General features: G+C 71.6%; 17 protein-coding genes. 7 read left to right on the forward strand and 10 right to left on the reverse strand.

From position 1 onward, the window contains the following. Positions 1–9: 9 nt before the first annotated feature. The 4 genes from VJ693_RS24395 to VJ693_RS24410 are packed head-to-tail and all read right to left on the reverse strand — an operon-like array spanning position 10 to position 5,231. Positions 10–1,023 carry an SUMF1/EgtB/PvdO family nonheme iron enzyme gene (locus tag VJ693_RS24395; protein ID WP_324158588.1) on the reverse strand — a complete coding sequence of 338 codons (1,014 nt, stop codon included), beginning with the start codon at positions 1,021–1,023 and terminating at the stop codon, positions 10–12. After that, positions 1,020–2,720, reverse strand: coding sequence for a hypothetical protein (locus VJ693_RS24400; protein ID WP_324158590.1), 1,701 nt, complete (start codon positions 2,718–2,720; stop codon positions 1,020–1,022). The genes VJ693_RS24395 and VJ693_RS24400 overlap by 4 nt, the downstream gene beginning before the upstream one ends. Continuing rightward, positions 2,717–4,180, reverse strand: a complete 1,464-nt coding sequence (locus VJ693_RS24405; RefSeq protein WP_324158592.1) for a UbiA family prenyltransferase — start codon at positions 4,178–4,180, stop codon at positions 2,717–2,719. Before VJ693_RS24405 ends, VJ693_RS24400 begins: the two co-directional genes overlap by 4 nt. 7 nt (positions 4,181–4,187) lie before the next feature. Then, a complete protein-coding gene (locus VJ693_RS24410) occupies positions 4,188–5,231 on the reverse strand; it encodes an NAD-dependent epimerase/dehydratase family protein (protein WP_324158593.1) in 1,044 nt (347 codons plus the stop codon). 152 nt (positions 5,232–5,383) lie between these two features. Between VJ693_RS24410 and VJ693_RS24415 the strand changes: the two genes are divergently transcribed. Further along, the gene (locus VJ693_RS24415; RefSeq protein WP_324158594.1) at positions 5,384–6,277 is read left to right on the forward strand and encodes a DMT family transporter; all 894 of its coding nucleotides are present in this window, start codon (positions 5,384–5,386) and stop codon (positions 6,275–6,277) included. 3 nt (positions 6,278–6,280) lie between these two features. On the opposite strand, the gene VJ693_RS24420 is transcribed toward VJ693_RS24415, so the two are convergent. The 3 genes from VJ693_RS24420 to VJ693_RS24430 all read right to left on the reverse strand — a co-directional run bounded on the left by VJ693_RS24420 (position 6,281) and on the right by VJ693_RS24430 (position 10,875). After that, complete coding sequence (locus tag VJ693_RS24420) at positions 6,281–8,038, reverse strand: ABC transporter ATP-binding protein/permease (protein ID WP_324158596.1); 1,758 nt, start codon at positions 8,036–8,038, stop codon at positions 6,281–6,283. Positions 8,039–8,129: 91 nt separating this feature from the next. Continuing rightward, entirely contained in the window at positions 8,130–9,965 is a 1,836-nt protein-coding gene (gene ilvD / locus VJ693_RS24425; RefSeq protein WP_324158598.1) for a dihydroxy-acid dehydratase, read from the reverse strand. Positions 9,966–10,086: 121 nt separating this feature from the next. Beyond that, positions 10,087–10,875, reverse strand: coding sequence for an exodeoxyribonuclease III (locus VJ693_RS24430; RefSeq protein ID WP_324158599.1), 789 nt, complete (start codon positions 10,873–10,875; stop codon positions 10,087–10,089). Between the two features lie 24 nt (positions 10,876–10,899). On the opposite strand from VJ693_RS24430, the gene pyrE reads away from it, so the two are divergent. The 5 genes from pyrE to VJ693_RS24455 all read left to right on the forward strand — a co-directional run bounded on the left by pyrE (position 10,900) and on the right by VJ693_RS24455 (position 14,666). Next, positions 10,900–11,574 carry an orotate phosphoribosyltransferase gene (pyrE, locus tag VJ693_RS24435; protein WP_324158601.1) on the forward strand — a complete coding sequence of 225 codons (675 nt, stop codon included), beginning with the start codon at positions 10,900–10,902 and terminating at the stop codon, positions 11,572–11,574. A 6-nt stretch (positions 11,575–11,580) separates the two neighbouring features. After that, positions 11,581–12,282, forward strand: coding sequence for a DUF4124 domain-containing protein (locus VJ693_RS24440; protein ID WP_324158602.1), 702 nt, complete (start codon positions 11,581–11,583; stop codon positions 12,280–12,282). Positions 12,283–12,298: 16 nt separating this feature from the next. Further along, on the forward strand, positions 12,299–12,661 hold the full coding sequence (locus VJ693_RS24445) for an MliC family protein (RefSeq protein ID WP_324158604.1): 363 nt from the start codon (positions 12,299–12,301) through the stop codon (positions 12,659–12,661). A gap of 53 nt (positions 12,662–12,714) precedes the next feature. Beyond that, positions 12,715–14,307, forward strand: coding sequence for a S10 family peptidase (locus VJ693_RS24450; protein WP_324158606.1), 1,593 nt, complete (start codon positions 12,715–12,717; stop codon positions 14,305–14,307). Positions 14,308–14,405: 98 nt separating this feature from the next. Beyond that, positions 14,406–14,666, forward strand: a complete 261-nt coding sequence (locus VJ693_RS24455; RefSeq protein WP_324158607.1) for a hypothetical protein — start codon at positions 14,406–14,408, stop codon at positions 14,664–14,666. 5 nt (positions 14,667–14,671) lie between these two features. Here the strand turns inward: VJ693_RS24455 and gatB are convergent, their stop codons facing one another. Genes gatB through gatC form a run of 3 tightly spaced genes read right to left on the reverse strand, consistent with a single transcriptional unit; the run spans position 14,672 to position 17,912 of the window. After that, a complete protein-coding gene (gene gatB / locus VJ693_RS24460) occupies positions 14,672–16,138 on the reverse strand; it encodes an Asp-tRNA(Asn)/Glu-tRNA(Gln) amidotransferase subunit GatB (RefSeq protein ID WP_324158609.1) in 1,467 nt (488 codons plus the stop codon). Further along, the gene (gatA, locus tag VJ693_RS24465; RefSeq protein WP_324158610.1) at positions 16,135–17,616 is read right to left on the reverse strand and encodes an Asp-tRNA(Asn)/Glu-tRNA(Gln) amidotransferase subunit GatA; all 1,482 of its coding nucleotides are present in this window, start codon (positions 17,614–17,616) and stop codon (positions 16,135–16,137) included. The genes gatB and gatA overlap by 4 nt, the downstream gene beginning before the upstream one ends. Next, complete coding sequence (gene gatC, locus VJ693_RS24470) at positions 17,613–17,912, reverse strand: Asp-tRNA(Asn)/Glu-tRNA(Gln) amidotransferase subunit GatC (RefSeq protein ID WP_324158611.1); 300 nt, start codon at positions 17,910–17,912, stop codon at positions 17,613–17,615. The genes gatA and gatC overlap by 4 nt, the downstream gene beginning before the upstream one ends. Positions 17,913–18,355: 443 nt before the next feature. On the opposite strand from gatC, the gene VJ693_RS24475 reads away from it, so the two are divergent. Continuing rightward, positions 18,356–18,848, forward strand: a 493-nt coding sequence (locus VJ693_RS24475) for a rod shape-determining protein (protein WP_324158612.1), incomplete at its 3' end; no start/stop codon positions are given.

Here is an 18,848-nt window from a genome sequence, read left to right on the forward strand (position 1 = left end):
CCCGGCGCGTCAACGCGCGGGCAGCGTCTTGCAGCAGCGGAACCCGAGGTGGTAGTTGGCGTGGCTGGTGGTGTCCAGCACGCGTGTGCCGTGCCAGAACGGCGCGCGCCAGCGGCACCAGTCCTCATGGGCGCGGTAGGTATCGAAGATGAACCAGCTGCCCTTCATCTCGGTGTAGCCCAGCTCGGCGCTGCCGCGGCTGGCCATCTGCGACGGGTCCAGCGGCAGGTTCATGTGCTCGGCCGCGTTGCCGTTCAGGTCGTACACCCCCAGCGGGCTGCGGCAGCGCGGGAAGGCGCCGGTCGGGTAGGTGTTCGAGCCGCACGCGTTCCAGCCGCCGCCGAGGCAGCCGGGGGTCTTCTGGCTGCCGGTGGCGCACACGCCGCGCTCGTATTGCGCGCCGTAGCTCCAGCGCTCGTCCGCCGCATGGCTGCGGTTGTGCGCCTCGCGCATGCGGCGGATCGCGTCGCTCGCCGGGGCCCCCTTCGCCAGGTCGAACCGGTAGTCGGGGTCCGCGAGGCGCCCCTCGCAGGCGCCCTCCCATTCGTGCGCGTCGCACAGGCGCTTGCCCATCGCCTCACAGATCTGCGCGGCCTCGCGCGCGCGCACCCACACGACGGGGTAGGCGCAGGCGATGTCGGGAAACTCGTACTGGTCGATGCAGGCGCGCGCGTCGTCGGGCCGCTGCGTCTGCGGGTCGTACAACGGCGCCATGCCGGGCGCGCCGCAGAGGCGCGCGAATCCCGCCTCGTCGTCGGCCCGCCCCGCGGCGGCGCGAGCGGCCTGGCACTGCTCGGGCGTCAGCGGGTGGCGCGAGATCGCCGGGTTGCCCTGGCCGATCACGCCGGAGCGGCGAAAGATCTCCCTGATGCGCTCGATCTGGGCCTCGTCGAGCCCGTGCTCGCGCTGCAGGTCACGCAGCAGTGCCTCGTTCTGCTGCGCGAAGCCCGGGGTCGCGCCGCCGTGCGCCGAGACCATGGTCAGCGCCACCAGCGGCAGCCACCGGCCGAGCAGGCGTTTCATGGCGAATCCTTTCGCACCAGGTAGAAGAAGTCACGGTCGTCGGCGAAGCCGAGGAAGCGCGGCACCAGTGCCGGGCCGACGCTCTTGTCGAGCACCGACATGCCGGTCACCAGGTGCTCCACGCCCAGCTGGGCGCCGCGGCGCGGGTACAGCGCCAGGTAGGTGTGCTCCAGCGCATTCATGTCCAGGTGCATCGCCTCGCTGCAACCGTAGGCGCCGAACACGCGGGCCATGGCGCGCGGGGTCGCGCTCGAGAAGTAGCCGTAGACCAGATGGCGCCGGCCGCCGGGCCCCTCCAGCAGGCAGGCGCCGGCGCGCAGCGTGCGCAGCTTCTCGTCGCTGGAGCCGGACCAGTTGCCCGCCCCCCACTGGTCGACCAGCGCGCCCGGCCGGGGAACGCCGCCCGCCGGGTCCCGCTCGATCAGGGGCACGCCGTTCTGGCGTGCGTGGCGGATGCGCCCGAGCAGCCGGTCGTCGTCGGGCCGCCAGGTCGTCATGCCGACCTGCCCGTCGTCCAGCACGTACAGCGTCGACAGCCCCGGCACGAGCGTGCTGAACACGACACCCTGCTCGATGAAGCCGTAGTGGCTGCCGCGGTGGGCTGCCGCGAGTGCGCCGTGGCGGAACGCCCCGTGCTCGCGCTTGAAGCCGCCGGTGAAGGTGGCCACGACGCGCGCTTCGAGCGCCGGTGCCACCATGCCGGTGCGCACCAGCGGCGCGGCGCTCTCGATCCCGTCCGGCCCCGGCCCGGCGGCGTCGCGCAATTCGTCGGGCACACGCGCCGACCAGCCCAGGCGCGGATGCTCGGTTCCCAGCGCGAAGCCGAGATCGAAGCTCGCCAGGTCGAAGGCGACGAGGTAGGACAGCGCCGTGGCCTCGACCGGATCGAGCGGACGCGCAGCCGGGCCGGCCCCTTCCACGCTGCCGGCCTGCACGGCGCTGACGAAGATGCCCTCCAACCCGGCCGCGGCGTACCAGCGGCCGGGCCACATGCCGGCGCCGCGCAGGCCGAGGTCGATGCCCAAGCCTTCGGCCTGCAGCGCCTGCCGCGCCGCGGAGGCCGCCATGCGCGCCGGCGCCGGGGCCCCGCGCGGTGCCGGCGGTGCCGCGTCGGCCGCCAAGGCGGGCGTCGCCCGCTCGATGAAGGCATCCTGGTAGAGCTCGCGCCGCACGAAGCCGATGATCTGTTCGCCGCGCCAGACGTGGTCGCGCAGGAACTCGGTCGTGGCCTCCAGCGTCGTGCGGTTGCCCTGCACCGTGTTGCGCAGGTAGACGCGGCCGTCGCACAGCGGCGCATACGGCAGCTTCTGGCGACGCGCCTGCGCCAGCGCATCGCCGGGCCACAAGGTGCAACGCGTGCTGCGTGCGCCGGTGGTGATCTCGATCTGGCCCGGATGGGCGGCGTCGAGCGTGAGGCGCTGGCGCGCCGGGTCGGCGTTCTCCAGGTGAAAGCGCTCGGCCTCGGCGCCCGGCGGACGCTGCACGCTCAGCAGCAGCCAGGCGTTGATGGCGGGGTTCAGCTGCGTCAGCGTGAGCGTCACACGCGGGCCGGCGGGCTCCTGCACCACCACGCTCTCGCTGCGGCGCGCCGGCTGCAGGTCGACGATGCTGCGGGCGGTCTGGCCCATCGCCGTCGCGAGCCCGAGCGCCGCGAGCACGACGGCGGCGCGCCCCCGCCTCGGCGCAGATTCCCTCATGCGGACAACACCAGCACGGCGGCGGTCAGCAGCCCGAACACCCGGCTGAGCGGGTCGCGCAGTGCAAAGACGACCGGGTCGTCCCGGATGCGGCCGCGGTGGGCCATCAGCCACATGTGGCCGGTCCAGAACAGCAGCAGGCCGCCGACGAGCCAGACGGGCCAGCCGGCATGCAAGGACGGCACGGCGACCGGGTACAGGGCCAGCAGCGCCACGGCGACGCAGCCGGCCGCGAGCCCCAGCGCCGCGATCAGCGCGGCATCGGTCACGCGGTAGGCGCGCACGCGCGCGCCGGGCCCCAGGCTGCCGCGCAGCGTCACCAGCTCGGCGTAGCGCTTGAGCAGGGCCAGGCCGAAGAACAGCGCCACGCTGCTCACGAGCAGCCATGGCGACACGTCCATCCCGACGGCGATCGCACCGGCCAGGATGCGCAGGGTGTAGCCCGCCGCCAGCGCGAACGCGTCGACGATCGCAATGTCCTTCAGCCGCACCGAGTACACCAGCATCAGGCCGACGTAGGTGCCCAATGCGGCGAGAAACGGCCGCGGCAGGGCGGCCCCCAGCAAGGCGGCAGCCAGCCACAGCAGCGGCAGCAGGGCCAGGGCATGCTCGATCGGCATCCGGCCCGACGCCAGCACGCGCTCGCGCTTGTGCGGGTGCCGGCGGTCGGCCCGCAGGTCCAGCAGGTCGTTCAGCAGGTAGACGCCGGAGGCGGCCAGGCAGAACGCGAAGCCGCCGATCGCCGCGTTCGCCAGCATCGCCGGTTCGTACAGCCGGTGCGCCGCCAGCAGCGGCACGAGCAGCAGCAGGTTCTTCAGCCAGTGGTGCACGCGCATGGCCGCCAGCCAGGTGCCCGCGCGCGCCGGGGCGGCGTCGAACGTGCGCTCGACCTCGGTCACCCGCCGCGCCGCCGCGGCGACGCGGGGCGCCGGTGCCACCAGCACGGCGCGGCGTGCCGCAGCCCAGACCGGCAGGTCGCGGGCGCTGTTGCCGACGTAGTCGAAGCCACGCTCGCCGAACTCGGCGACCAGCCGATCGCGCTTGTGCGTTGCCGTCAGGTTCGTCGTGCCGTCGCTCGCGATCACCGCGTCGAACAGGCCGAGCTCGTCGGCCATGGCGTGGGCGACCGCCGCGTCGGCGCCCGTGGCCAGGATGAGCCGCCGCCCCTGGCGCTTCTGGGCGCGCAGGTGCTCCAGCAGGTCGTGCGCCAGGGGCAGGGTCCTGGCGTCGAGCGGGGCGCGCCGTGCCAGGTGGTGCTTGAGCCGGGCGCGCCCTTGCGCGAGCCACAGCGGCACGCGCAGCAGGTCGGCCGGGTGCAGCCGGGCGAGGTCGAGCAGCGATTCCAGCAGCGTGTCGGTGCGCAGCAGCGTACCGTCCAGATCGACGACCAGCGGCACGGCGGCGGCCAGCAGCGCCCCACGGGCGGGTGTGACGGGCGGCAGGTCGACGGCCAAGGTCATCGCGGCCTCAGAAGACATGCTTGGCCAGCCGAAGCACGCCGTGCTTCCACGGCAAGCGGTGCGACACGCCGTGGCGGCCCTGGAACTCCGCGCGGTGCGCCACGTACCAGTCGTAGTTGCGCAGCAGCGCCGCGCGGTTCGAGTACTGCGGCGTGAAGCCCAGCCGCGACTGCAGGCGCTCGATCGACACGACGCTCTCGTGGTCGGCCGTCTCGTAAATCCAGCGGTACAGCGGCGACAGCTTCAGCGCCGCGAGCAGGCGCAGCAGCAGCACCGCCGGACGGGCCGGCAGCGCGACCACGCGCCGGCCATGGCCGGCGCGGTCGAGCACCGCCTGGAAGTTGGCGCGCATCGTGCCGAACTCGCTCGCGCCGACGTTGAAGGTCTCTTCGACGAGGCTGCGCTCGAGCGTCAGGCACAGCCAGATCACCCGGCACAGGTCCTCGACGTCGAGCAGCTGGTAGGCGTTGTCGCCCCGCCCGAGCACCGGGAAGGCCCGCCCCTCGTACGCCCAGTCGTACAGCAGCTCGAAGGCCCCCAGCCGCTCGGGCCCGACGAAGCTCTTGGGCCGCAGGATGCTCACGCACAGCCCGCGCGCCCGGAACTCGGTGCACAGCCGCTCGGCGTCGATCTTCGCCTGACCATAGGGCCCGACGCCCTGCAGGGCGTCGCCCTCGCGGATCGGCACATGATCCGGAATGCCGTAGACCGCCGTCGACGAGATGAAGACGAAGCGCTCGATCCGGTGGCGCAGCGCCGCCTCGAGCAGCACGCGGGTGCCGCCCACGTCGGTCGAGACGATCTCGGCCTCGCTGGCCAGCGGCAGGGCAGCCGCGCAGTGGACGACGAAGCGCACGCCCTGCATCGCCCGGTCCACCGCCCCGGCATCGCGGATGTCGCCGAGGATCGCGTCGATCCGGCGCCGCTCGGGGTAGTCGAACGGGGCAATGTCCAGCGAGCGGACCGCGAGGCCTTCGGCGAGCAGATGGCGCACCAGGTTGATGCCCAGGAAGCCCGATCCGCCCGTGACGAGACAACACCCACCGATCATCGAAACCTGCGACGAATGGGGCCGGCGACATGCCGACTCCCGACACGACCGAGCCTAGCGACGCCACCCGGGCGCCCCCTTGCGGCGGCGCAAGGCGCGGGCTGGCGGCCCCGACCCCGCTATCCTCGACGGTTTTGTTGCCGCACGAGACGATGAAACGCTGGCAGGCCGACGGGCTGCTGTTGATGGTGGCCGCGATCTGGGGCCTGGCCTTCGTGCCGCAGTCCTGGGGCATGGCCAGCCTCGGGCCGATGGCCTTCACCGGGCTGCGTTTCGCGCTGGGCGCGCTGGTCGTCGCGCCGCTGGCGTGGCGCGAACATCGCCGTGCCGCGCCCGTGCGGCCGGCAGCCGGCGGCCCGCCCCGCTGGCTGCTGCTGCTCGGCCTGGGGACGCTGATCTTCCTCGGCGCGGCGCTGCAGCAGATCGGGCTGGTGACGACGAGCGTCACCAACGCCAGCTTCCTGACCGCCTTGTACGTGCCCGGTGTGCCGCTGGTCGCCTGGCTCGTGTTTCGCCGCCGGCCGCACCCGGTGGTCTGGCCCGCCGCACTGGGCTGCCTGGCCGGCACCTGGCTGCTGACCGGCGCGCAGCCGGTGGCGATGGTGGTCGGCGACTGGTGGGTGATCGCCAGCAGCCTGCCGTGGGCCCTGCACGTGGTGCTGGTCGGCTGGGCCGCCGGGCGGCTGGGCGCGCCGTACACCGTGGCCTGCGCGCAGTTCGTGGTCTGCGCGGTCGCGAGCCTGGCCGCCGCGGCGCTGGTCGAGCCGCCGCTGGCCTGGGGCGCGGTGCGCGCCGCGGCCGGGGCGATCGCCTACACCGGCCTGGTGTCGGTGGGCATCGGCTACACCGCGCAGGTCGTCGCGCAACGTCACACGCACGAGGCCGACGCGGCGCTGCTGCTGTCGAGCGAGACGGTGTTCGCGGCGGTCTTCGGCGCCTTGCTGGCCGGTGATCGGCTCTCGGCGGCCGGCTGGGCCGGCTGTGCGCTGATCCTCGGCTGCATCGTGGCGGCGCAGCTCGTGCCGCTGCTCGGGCGCAGGCGCTGAGGCTCAGCCGTCGTCGCCGTTCCAGCGGTGCGCCGCGGCCGGGCCGAGGGTCCAGGCACCGCCGCCGGTGAGCGTCAGCACCTGGTCGTGAAAGGCCAGCAGGGCCGGGTGGTGGCTGACGCTGATCGGCGTGATCGACAGCGGCTCGAGCTGCAGGTACAGGCGCCGCTCGTTGTCGGCATCGAGCGCGCTGGTGGCCTCGTCCAGCAGCAGGTAGCGCGGCTTGGCCAGCAGGGCGCGGGCGAACGCCAGCCGCTGCTGCTCGCCGACCGACAGCAGCTTGGCCCAGTCGCGCTCGGCGTCCAGCCCGCCGAACCGATCGGCCAGGTCGGCCAGGTTGACGCGCGCCAGCCACTGCAGCAGCTCGGCGTCGGAGATGTCGCGCTCGAGCTGCGGGTACAGCAACTGGCAGCGCAGGTCGCCCAGCGGCAGGTAGGGGTGCTGCGGCAGGAACACCATGTCGGGCGACGCGGGTCGCCGCAGCGTGCCCTCACCGCAGGTCCACAGCCCGGCGATCACCCGCAGCAGCGAGCTCTTGCCATTGCCGCTGGCGCCGGTGATCAGCAGCCCGCCGCCCGGCGGCACGACGAGGTCCAGCTCGCGCAGCAGCAGCTGCTCGCGCTGCGGGGTGTAGGCGGTCACGCTCTCGAGCACCAGCTGCATGCCGGGCTCGGTGCGGATGCCGTCGGTCGGGCGGGGGCGGTCCAGCGTCTGCGTGAAGGCATGCAGGCGCTCGATGCCGGCCGAGAAACGCGACAGGCCCTCGAAGTGCTCGACGATCAGCGTCAGCGCCGACAGGATCGCGCTGAAGGCGCCCGCGGCCTGCACCGCGCGGCCGACCTCGAGCTTGCCGTCGAGCACGTCGCCGGCGATCACGATGCTGGGCAGCACCAGCGTCAGGAAGCTGTGGGCGTACTGGAACAGGTTCAGCCGCAGCTGCCACCGCAGCACCTGGCGGTAGTTCGCATAGGCCGCGTCGAACAGGCGCTGCAGCACGCTGCGCTCGCGCGGCTCGCCGTCGTGCAGCGCGATCGCCTCGGCGTTCTCGCGCAGTCGCACCAGGCCGAAACGGAAGTTGGCCTCGCGCTGCAGCTGGCCGAAATTCAACCCGATCAACCTGCGGCCGAAGACGCGGGCGGTGAAGAAGGTGCTGACCACCGCGTAGCCGCACAGGATGTAGATCAATGGCGGCGAGATCGCCCACAGCACGCCGGCGAAGGCGATCATCTCGATGACCGCGCCGAGCACGATCATCGAGAAGTACAGCGACTGGCCGGTGAAGGAATTGATGTCCTCCGAGATCCGCTGGTCGGGGTTGTCCAGCCCCGCGATCGCGTTGAGCCGGTAGTAGGCGTGGTCGGCGAGGTAGCGCGTGAGAAAGCGCCCGGTCAGCCAGCGCCGCCAGCGCAGCGCCAGCGTGTCGCGCACGAAGTAGTACAGCGCGTAGATCGGCACCGCGATCGCCAGGATCAGCGTGAAGCGCCGGATCGCGGCCCAGAAGCGATCGGCGTCGCGCGCGGCCAGCGCCGAGGTGAACTCGCCGGTCTCCTGGTTGAACAGCACGTTGAAGCCGGTCTGCCCGAGCAGCAGCAGCATCAGCAGCGCAAGCAGGCCGATGGCGCGCCAGCGTTCGTCCGAATCGAGCCAGTAGGGTTTGGCGATCGCGACGAAGCGGCGCCAGAGCCGGGCGTTGAAGCCCGGCGGGGTGGCGGCCGGCGCGCCGGCAGGGGCCGTGATGGCGGTCGGGGCGGCGTCGGTCATGGCCGCCGACTCTAGTCGACCGGCCCGGCGCAGCGCCTTGCGTCGGCGCAACGCAGGGCCCGGCGGGTCCGTCCGCCGGGGCAACGGCCCTTCAGTCGTCCAGCAGCGACAGGTCGCGCACGGCGCCCTTGTCGGCCGACATCGCCAGCTTGGCGTAGGCCTTCAACGCGGCCGAGACCTTGCGCCGGCGCGGCTGCGCCGGCTTCCAGCCGCGCGCGTCCTGCTCGGCGCGGCGGCGGGCCAGCTCGTCGTCGCCGAGCAGCACGTCGATGCGGCGGTTCGGGATGTCGATGCGGATGCGGTCGCCGTCGCGCACCAGGCCGATCGCGCCGCCCGACGCCGCCTCGGGCGAGACGTGGCCGATCGACAGGCCCGAGGTGCCGCCCGAGAAGCGGCCGTCGGTCAGCAGCGCGCAGGCCTTGCCCAGGCCCTTGGATTTGATGTACGAGGTCGGGTAGAGCATCTCCTGCATGCCCGGCCCGCCCTTCGGGCCCTCGTAGCGGATCACCACCACGTCGCCCGAGCGCACCTTGTCGCCCAGCACGTGCTCGACCGCCTCGTCCTGCGATTCGCAGACGTGCGCCGGGCCCTCGAACACCAGCAGCGCATCGTCGACGCCGGCGGTCTTGACGACGCAGCCATCGAGCGCGATGTTGCCGTGCAGCACCGCCAGCCCGCCCTCGCGGGAGAAGGCGTGGGCCAGCGAGCGGATGCAGCCCTCGGCACGGTCGGTGTCCAGGCTGGGCCAGCGCGTGGCCTGGCTGAAGGCGACCTGGCTGGGCTTGCCGGCCGGGCCGGCGCGGTAGAAGGTCCGCACCTCGGGCGAGGGATCGCGCATCACGTCCCAGCGGTCGAGCGCGTCCTTCAGCGTCGGCGCGTGCACGGTCGGCACGTCGGTGTGCAGCTGGCCCGCGCGGTCGAGCTCGCCCAGGATGGCCATGATGCCGCCGGCGCGGTGCACGTCCTCGATGTGGTACTTGGGCGTGTTGGGCGCCACCTTGCACAGCTGCGGCACGTTTCGCGAAAGGCGGTCGATGTCCTTCATCGTGAAGTCGATGCCCGCCTCCTGCGCGGTGGCCAGCAGGTGCAGGATGGTGTTGGTCGAGCCGCCCATCGCGATGTCCAGCGTCATCGCGTTCTCGAACGCCTTCACGCCCACCGCACGCGGCAGCACGCGCTCGTCGCCCTGTTCGTAGTAGCGCCGGCACAGCTCGACAATCAGCTGCCCGGCCTGCTTGAACAGCTGCTCGCGGTCGGCATGGGTCGCCACCACGGTGCCGTTGCCGGGCAGCGACAGGCCGAGCGCCTCGGTCAGGCAGTTCATCGAGTTGGCGGTGAACATGCCCGAGCAGGAGCCACAGGTCGGGCAGGCCGAGCGCTCGACCTCGGCCACGGTCTCGTCCGACACCTTCGGGTCGGCGGCCATGACCATCGCGTCGATCAGGTCCAGCTTGTGCACGCCCAGGCGGGTCTTGCCGGCCTCCATCGGCCCGCCGGAGACGAACACGACGGGGATGTTCAGCCGCATCGCGGCCATCAGCATGCCCGGGGTGATCTTGTCGCAGTTGGAGATGCACACCAGCGCGTCGGCGCAGTGCGCGTTGACCATGTACTCGACCGAGTCGGCAATGATGTCGCGGCTGGGCAGCGAATACAGCATGCCGTCGTGGCCCATCGCGATGCCGTCGTCGACCGCGATGGTGTTGAACTCCTTGGCCACGCCGCCGGCGGCCTCGACCTCGCGCGCCACCAGCTGGCCCAGGTCCTTCAGGTGCACGTGGCCGGGCACGAACTGGGTGAACGAGTTGGCGATCGCGACGATGGGCTTGTCGAAATCGCCGTCCTGCATGCCGGTGGCGCGCCACAGGGCGCGTGCACCGGCCATGTTGCGGCCGGCGGTGGAGGTCTTGGAACGGTAGGCGGGCATGGTGTGGTTCAGCAGTCGGCCGGCCGGGGCGGCGGGCGGGAGGATCGGGGCGGAGGACGGCGCGCGGCGCGCCACCCGCAATTCTCGGCCAGACGGCCTTCGGGGCGTGCCCCCGGGACGCTCAGAGCTCGAAGCCGTAGTCGATCGACAGCGGCGCGTGGTCGGAGAAGCGCTTCTCGAGGTAGATGTGCTCCTGCCTGGCGTGCTCGGCCATGGCCGGCGTGGCCAGCTGGTAATCGAGCCGCCAACCCACGTTCTTGGCCCAGGCCTGGCCGCGGTTGCTCCACCAGGTGTATTGCTCGGGCTTGTCGTTCAGGCGCCGGAACACGTCGACCAGGCCGGCTTCCTCGAGCAGGCGCGTCATCCACGCGCGCTCCTCGGGCAGGAAGCCCGAGTTCTTCTGGTTGCCCTTCCAGTTCTTCAGGTCGATCTCCTTATGGGCGATGTTCACGTCGCCGACCAGGATGAACTCGCGCTGGCCCTTGAGCGACATGAGGTGCGGGTAGATCACCTCGAGGAAGCGGTACTTCGCGAGCTGGCGTTCCTCGCCCGAGGAGCCGCTGGGGAAGTAGCAGCTGATCACGCTGAACTTGCGCCCGGGCTTGTCGAAGCGGACCTCGACGTAGCGGCCCTCGTCGTCGAACTCGTTCACGCCCAGGCCGGTGATCACCTCGCTCGGCGCGTGGCGTGTGTACAGGCCGACGCCCGAATATCCCTTCTTCTGCGCGAAGTGGAAATGGCCGTCCATGCCGGCCACACGCTCGAAACGGCCGGCCACGTCGGCGGCCTGGGCCTTGACTTCCTGCACCCCCATACAATCAGCCTGGGTCTGCTCGGCCCATTCGACGAAGCCCTTGGTGGCGGCCGATCGAATGCCGTTCAGGTTGAGCGTGACCAGGCGAAAACCCATGGGTGAAAGTCCTTGATGTCTGAGATGGCCGCAACTGAGTCGCTGGATCCGCTGGCGCAGGATTTCGTGAAGTTCTCGGTGCAAGCCGGGGTGCTGCGCTTTGGCGACTTCAAGACCAAGGCCGGCCGCCAGTCGCCCTACTTCTTCAACACCGGTCTGTTCGACGACGGTGCGAAGCTCGCGAGGCTGGGCGAATTCTATGCACGCCGCCTGATCGCCTCGGGGCTCGGCTTCGACATGTTGTTCGGACCGGCCTACAAGGGCATCACGCTCGCGGCGGCGGTGGCCATCGGCCTGGCGCGCGAGGGCCGCAACGTGCCCTACGCCTACAACCGCAAGGAAGCCAAGGACCACGGCGAGGGCGGCACGCTGGTCGGCGCCCCCGTCAAGGGCCGGGTGCTGATCATCGACGACGTGATCACCGACGGCGCCTCCAAGCGCGAAGCCGCCGAGATGATCCGCGCCGCCGGGGCGACGCCGGTCGGCGTGGCGATCACGATGGACCGGCAGGAGCGCGCGAGCGACACGTCGGCCGACCGCCGTTCCGGCGTGCAGTACGTCGAGCAGGAGCTGGGCCTGAAGGTCGTCTCGATCGCGACGCTGGCCGACCTGATGCAGTTCCTGGCCGCCACCGACGACCCGGCGCTGAAGGCCAACACCGAACGCGTGGCGGCCTACCGTGCCCGCTACGGCGTCTGAGCCACCATGCGCGCTGTCGCCGCGGGCCTGCTGATCGCCGCAGCCGCTGCGTCGGCAGGCGCCGCGACGCCGCCCCGTCCGGGCGAGAGCGCTCCGGCCACGCCGATCTACACCTGCGTCGACGCCCAGGGCCACCGGCTGAGCTCCGACCGCCCGATTCCCGAGTGCCTGAGCCAGGACCAGCGGCTGCTGAACCGCGACGGCACGCTGAAGGCCGTCGTGCCGCCGGCGCAGAGCCCGGAAGAGAAGGCCAGGCAAGAGGCGGCCAAGCGCCAGGCCGAGCAGATCCGGCTGGCGCGCGAGGCCGAGGCGCGGCGCGACCGCGCGCTGCTGGCACGCTACCCCGACCAGGCCACCCACGACGAGGCCCGGGCCCGCGCCCAGGAGCCGGTGACGCGGCAGGTCGAGGCCGCGCGGCGCCGGTTGGCCGAGCTGGAGGTCGACACCCAGGCCCTGGCCAGCGAGCGCGAAGCCCTGGGCAAGAAACCGATGCCGCAGGCCATGCGCGCCCGCGTCGCCGCCAACGAAGGGGCAATCGAGGCGCAGCGCACGATCCTGCGCGACCAGGAAGCCGAGCGCGAGCGCCTGACCTTGCAGTTCGACGCCGAGCTGGCGCGGTTGCGCGCCCTGTGGGCCGGCGCGGCCCCGGGCCGCATGGGGCCGATCGTCGTGCCATCGGCGCCGGCACGCGGCGCCTCCGCCCCTTGAACGAGGAATCGCCCGGATGCCGCTTCTGAAACGCCCTCGGCTCGCCGCCGGCCTGGCGCTCGCGCTGGCCAGCGTGGCTGCATACGCGAGCCCGGCCGACTACCAATGCGAAGACGGTGGCACGCTGACCGCCGATTTCTCGCCCCGCGCCGCCCAGGTGCGCTACGAGGGCCAGCACTGGACGCTGCAGCGCGTGCGCGAGGCGCGCGAAGCGCGTTACGTCTCGCGCGCCGGCGTCAGCATCACGCTGCTGAAGAACCAGGCCACGCTGGAGCGCAAGGGCCAGCCGTCGCTGGCCTGCAAGCTCGTCGTGCGCGCCCTGCGGCCCGAGGCCCTCGGCGTGGCGCCGGCGGCTGCCGACAGCGCAGCGCAGCGCTGACGCGCCGCGCACAAACACACACACCGGCAACGCGGCGGCGCTAAGCTGCCGCCATGCGCCGGCCCGCCACGCACCCGATCACGCTCGCCAGGCGGCACGCCACCACCTGGCTGGCGGCGTGGCTGCTCGTGCCCCTGCTGCTCGCCGGCTGCGGGGGCGGAGGCGGGAGCGGCCGCCCCGACAGCCCGCCGCTCGCCTATAACGACCCGGTGGTCTACGCCAGCGGCCCGAATGCCGCACTCGCCAGCGCCACCGAGGCCGCCGCGGTCACCCCGCACCAGCTCACGCTCGGCGGCCGCACACTCGCCTACACGGCCACCGCCGGCCACCTGACGGCCCACGCGCTGGTCGGCGACGCGGCGCTGGCGAGCATGTTCTACGTCGCCTACACGCTCGACGGCGCCAACCCGGCGACGCGGCCGGTGACCTTCTTCTACAACGGCGGCCCGGGCTCGGCCAGCGTCTGGCTGCACCTGGGCTCGTTCGGACCGAAGCGGCTGGTGACGGGCGCGCCGAGCGCCTCGCCGACCAAGCCCTTCGCGCTGGTCGACAACAGCGAGTCGCTGCTGGATGTCTCCGACCTGGTCTTCATCGATGCGGTCGGCACCGGCTTGTCCGAGGCGATCGCGCCCAGCCGCAACCTCAGCTTCTGGGGCGTGGACGCCGACGCCGACCTGTTTCGCGACAGCATCCGGCGCTGGCTCGCGCTGAACGGGCGCTCGGCCTCGCCGCTGTTCCTGTTCGGCGAGAGCTACGGCACGCTGCGCAGCGCGCTGCTGGCCGAGCGGCTGGAGTCGGCCGGGGTGCCGCTGGCCGGCGTGGTCCTGCAGTCGTCGATCCTGAACTACAACAGCAACTGCGCGGTGTTCTCGCCCGGCGCGGTCGACTGCACCGGCTACCTGCCGAGCTACTCGGCGGTCGGTGCCTGGTTCGGCCTGACGACGCCGGTGCCCGACGACCTGGGCGCCTTCCTCGTCGAGATGCGCGGCTTCGCCGAAGACGGCTACCACCCCGCCGTGGTGGACTGGCTGAGTGCCTCGATCGCGCCGCCGGCCGGGCTGCTCGGCGAGCTGGTCGCGAACACCGGCGAAGCCTTGTCGCAGTGGCAGCTCGAGTTCAGCCTCGGGCCCGATCGTTTCCAGCGCACGCTGAAGGCCGGGCAGCTGACCGGCCGCTACGACGCGCGCATGGCCGTGCCCACAGGCAGCCCGCTGGCCAACGAGGGCGACCCCTCGTCGACCGTCATCAGTGCCGAATTCGATGCGGCGATCGACGCCTACCTGCCGCAGGTGCTGGGTTACGGCACGGCGAGCCGCTACACGAGCCTCGCGGACGCGATCGCCTACTGGAATTTCGGGCACGACGGCAACGAACTGCCCGATGCGGTGCCCGACCTCGCGGCCGCGATGGCGCTCAACCCGGCGCTGCGCGTGCTGTCGCTGTCGGGCGTCGACGACCTCGCGACACCGTTCTACCAGACCGAGCGCGACCTGACGCGGCTGCCCGACCTGGCGCCACGCTTGACCGTGCGCAGCTATGTCGGCGGGCACATGACCTACCTCGACGACAGCTCGCGGGTGATGCAGAAGGCCGATCTGGCGGCCTTCTACCAGGCCGCGATGGCGGCGGCGGGGGCGGCGCGATGAGCTGGCGCTGGCTTCGCCGGCTTGCCGCAGCGCTCGGGTGCTGCGCAGTGCTGACGGCGTCGGCGCAGCCTGCACCGCGGGCCCTGCGCGACCCTGCCGTGCCCGAAGAGCTGCGCCACACCGCGCCCGCGCCAGCCACCCGTGGCGCCGTGCTGCAGGCCCAGGTCGAGGCCAAGCTGCGCGCGCGCTTCGACGCCGCCGACACGAACGGGCAGGGCCACATCAGCCGGGCCCAGGCCGAGGCCGCGGGCCTGGGCTTCGTCGCGCGCCACTTCGACGCCATCGACAGCGCCGGCCACGGCAGCGTCAGCTGGGCGCAGGTGCGGGCCTACATCGCCCAGCGGCAGCGCAGCCGCTGAATCAACTAGCTGAGCCTCGCCTTCAGCAGCTCGCCGGCCTGCGCCGGGTTCGCCTTGCCCTTGCTGGCCTTCATCACCTGGCCGACCAGTGCGTTGAAGGCCTTGTCCTTGCCGGCCTTGTATTCCTCGACCGACTTGGCATTCGCGGCGATCACCTCGTCGACGATCTTCTCCAGCGCGCCGGTGTCGTTCATCTGCTTCAGGCCCTTGGCCTCGATGATTCGGTCGACCTCGTTGTCCTCGCCGCTCCACAGGGCATCGAAGACCTGCCGGGCGGCGTTGTTGCTGACGGTGCCGTCCTGGATGCGGCCGATGAGCTGGGCCAGCGTGGCGGGCGCCACCGGCGCGTGGGCGATGTCTCGGTCCTCGGCGTTCAGGCGCTTGCTGATCTCGCCCATCAGCCAGTTCGCGACCAGCTTGGGCGCCTTGCTCGCGTCCCGCGCTGCTTCGTAGTAGCGGGCAAAGGCCAGGCTCTGCGTCATCATCGACGCGTCGTACTCGGGCAGGCCGTCGGCGATCATGAAGCGCTCGGCCATCGCGCCGGGCAACTCGGGCATCGCGGCCTTGACCGAGGCGATCCATTCCGGCGCGATGACCAGCGGCGGCAGGTCGGGATCGGGAAAGTAGCGGTAGTCGTGCGCGTCTTCCTTGGTCCGCATCGCCCGGGTCGCGCCACGGCCGCCGTTGGCGTCGGGGTTGAACAGCACGGTGGCCTGCTGGATCGCGCGGCCGTCCTCGATCTCGTCGATCTGCCACTGCACCTCGGCGTCGATCGCGGCCTGCAGGAAGCGGAAGCTGTTGAGGTTCTTGATCTCGCGCCGCGTGCCGTAGGGCGCGCCGGGCCGGCGCACCGAGACGTTGGCATCGCAGCGGAACGAGCCTTCCTGCATGTTGCCGTCGCAGATGCCCAGCCACACGACCAGGCCGTGCAGCGTCTTCGCGTACTCGACCGCCTCGGCGGCCGAGCGCATGTCGGGCTCGGTGACGATCTCCAGCAGCGGCGTACCGGCACGGTTCAGGTCGATGCCCGAGCAGCCGGGCGTCTCCAGTCCCTCGTGCATCGACTTGCCGGCGTCCTCCTCGAGGTGGGCGCGGGTCAGATGCACGGTATGGGGCCGGTCGCCGACGAAGAAATGCACCGTCCCGCCCTGCACGACCGGGATCTCGTACTGGCTGATCTGGTAGCCCTTGGGCAGGTCGGGGTAGAAGTAGTTCTTGCGGGCGAAGATCGACAGCGGCGCGATCTTCGCGCCCACGGCCAGGCCGAAGCGGATCGCGCGCTCGACCGCACCGCGGTTGATCACCGGCAGCGTGCCGGGCAGCGCGAGGTCGACCGGGCAGGCCTGGGTGTTCGGCTCGGCGCCGAAACGGGTCGACGCGCCGGAGAAGATCTTCGAGACGGTCGAGAGCTGGGCGTGCGTCTCGAGGCCGATCACGACCTCGTAGCCACGAACAAGGGCGGCGGTGCTCATGGTGTGCGGGTATGGAAATCGGTGGCTTGCTGGAAGGCGTGGGCGGCGTGCAGCAGCTGGCCTTCGGCGAAGTAGTTGCCCAGCAGCTGCAGGCCGACCGGCATGTGGCCTTCGCCGAAGCCTGCCGGCACGCTCATGCCGGGCAGGCCGGCCAGGCTGCCCGGCAGCGTGAAGATGTCGGCCAGGTAGGCCTTGACCGGGTCGTCGCCTTGCTCACCGAGTTTCCACGCCACCGTCGGCGCCACCGGGCCGGCGATCAGGTCGCACTGCTGGAAGCAGGCCTGGAAATCGTCGGCGATCATGCGGCGCAGCTTCTGTGCCTGCAGGTAGTAGGCGTCGTAGTAACCGTGCGAGAGCACGTAGGTGCCGATCATGATGCGGCGCTTGACCTCGGGGCCGAAGGCCTCCGAGCGCGACTTCTTGTACATGTCGAGCAGGTCGCCGTACTTGGCCGCACGGTGGCCGTAGCGCACGCCGTCGAACCGCGACAGGTTCGAGCTCGCCTCGGCCGGCGCGATGATGTAGTAGACGGGGATCGACAGCTCGGTGCGCGGCAGGCTCACGTCGACCAGCGTCGCGCCGAGCCTCTCGTATTCGGCCAGCGCCGCGCGCACCGCGCCGTTCACGTCGGAGGCCAGCGCCGCGGGGAAGAACTCCTTCGGCAGGCCGATGCGCAGGCCCTGCAGCGGCTTGGCGGCCGAAGCCCCTTCACGCGCCTGCAGCATCTGCGCGTGGAAGTCCTGCGGCGGGCGCTGGGCGCTGGTGGCGTCGCGCTCGTCGAAGCCGCTCATCGCGGACAGCAGCAGCGCGCAGTCCTCGGCCGAGCGGGCCATCGGGCCGGCCTGGTCCAGGCTGGAGGCGAAGGCGATCATGCCGTAGCGCGAGCACACGCCGTAGGTCGGCTTGATGCCGGTGATGCCCGTGAAGCTGGCCGGCTGGCGGATCGAGCCGCCGGTGTCGGTGCCGGTCGCCGCCGGCACCAGGCGCGCGGCCACCGCCGCAGCCGAACCGCCGGACGAGCCGCCCGGCACGCGCGTCGTGTCCCAGGGGTTCTTCACCGGGCCGTAGGCCGAGTTCTCGTTGGCCGAGCCCATCGCGAACTCGTCGCAGTTCAGCTTGCCCAGGCTCACTGCCCCGGCGGCCGCCAGGCGGGCCACGACGGTCGCGTCGAACGGGCTGGCATACCCCTCGAGCATCTTCGAGCCGGCGGTCGAGGGCTGGCCCTTGGTGACGAAGATGTCCTTGTGGGCGATCGGCACGCCGGTCAGCGCGCCGGCTTGGCCGGCGGCGCGCGCCGCGTCGGCCGCGCGGGCCTCGGCGCGGGCGCCGGCGCTGTCCAGGTGCAGGAAGGCACCCAGGTGCTGGTGATCGCCGATGCGGCCGAGCAGGTGGTCGACCAGTTCGGCGCTGGAGACCTGCTTGTCGGCCAGGGCGCGCGACAGCGCCGCCACGCCGAGCTCGTGCAATGCCCGGCTCATTCGATCACCTTCGGCACGAGGAACAGCCCGTTCTCGAGCGCCGGCGCGCTGGCCTGGTTGGCCTCGCGGTCGTTGGGCTCGGTGACCACGTCGTCGCGCAGGCGCAGCTCGACCGCGTGCACCGCCGACAGCGGCGTGTACAGCGGCTCGACGCCGCGCGTGTCGACTGCGCTCATCTGCTCGACGATGCGGAAGAACCCGTTCAGCTGGCCGAGCATCGCGTCGGCTTCGGCAGGCGCCAGTTCAAGCCGCGCCAGATGGGCGATGCGGCTCACGTCCTCGGTGGTCAGTGGCATGGGAGAAGGATTCGTTGGCAGCAAGGGTAGCCCGCGCGGCCGGCAGCGGCCTGCGTGACGGGCTGCGAGGGGCCGGAAGGCCGCGCCAGGCCTCAAAAATAGGGGCGTCAGCCCTCGGTGGCCCAGGGGGCTTGCGGTATTATCCCCGGTTATCCACAAGCCCCCGGTTCGCTACGGCGGCCAGCCCGGCTCGACCGGTATGGCGGCGCGAAACACGCGGTGTCGTGGGTCACGTTTGGAATCCCCCGACTGCCGCGTTCTGGCCCGACACTGCGCCGGGCCGCTTGACTCAAAGCGCCATCACCACCGCGCCCCCCAAATTCATGCAGCCCCGAGGTTTCGAGCCTGCCGTGCCGCCGATGCAGCCCAGGCGCCCCGCGCGCCACGTCGGCGCCCGCAGCACGCTCGGCCCGGTGCAGCTTCGCTCCTTTCACTGACCGAACATGTTCGCTCCCCTGCGTCGCTACTTCTCGACCGACCTCGCCATCGACCTTGGCACCGCCAACACGCTGATCTATGTTCGCGGCAAGGGCATCGTGCTCGACGAGCCCTCGGTCGTCTCGATCCGCCATGAAGGCGGGCCGAGCGGCAAGAAGACCATCCAGGCCGTCGGCCACGAGGCCAAGGCCATGCTCGGCAAGGTGCCCGGCAACATCGAGGCCATCCGCCCGATGAAGGACGGCGTCATCGCCGACTTCACCGTGACGGAGCAGATGCTCAAGCAGTTCATCAAGATGGTCCACCCGCGCTCGGTGCTCAAGCCGAGCCCGCGGATCATCATCTGCGTGCCTTGCGGATCGACCCAGGTCGAGCGCCGCGCAATCCGCGAGTCGGCGCTGGGAGCCGGTGCTTCCCAGGTATTCCTGATTGAAGAGCCGATGGCGGCTGCGATCGGCGCCGGTTTGCCAGTGTCGGACGCGACCGGTTCGATGGTAG

This window comes from Ideonella sp. (genome assembly GCF_035254525.1).
Lineage (GTDB): Bacteria > Pseudomonadota > Gammaproteobacteria > Burkholderiales > Burkholderiaceae_C > Ideonella.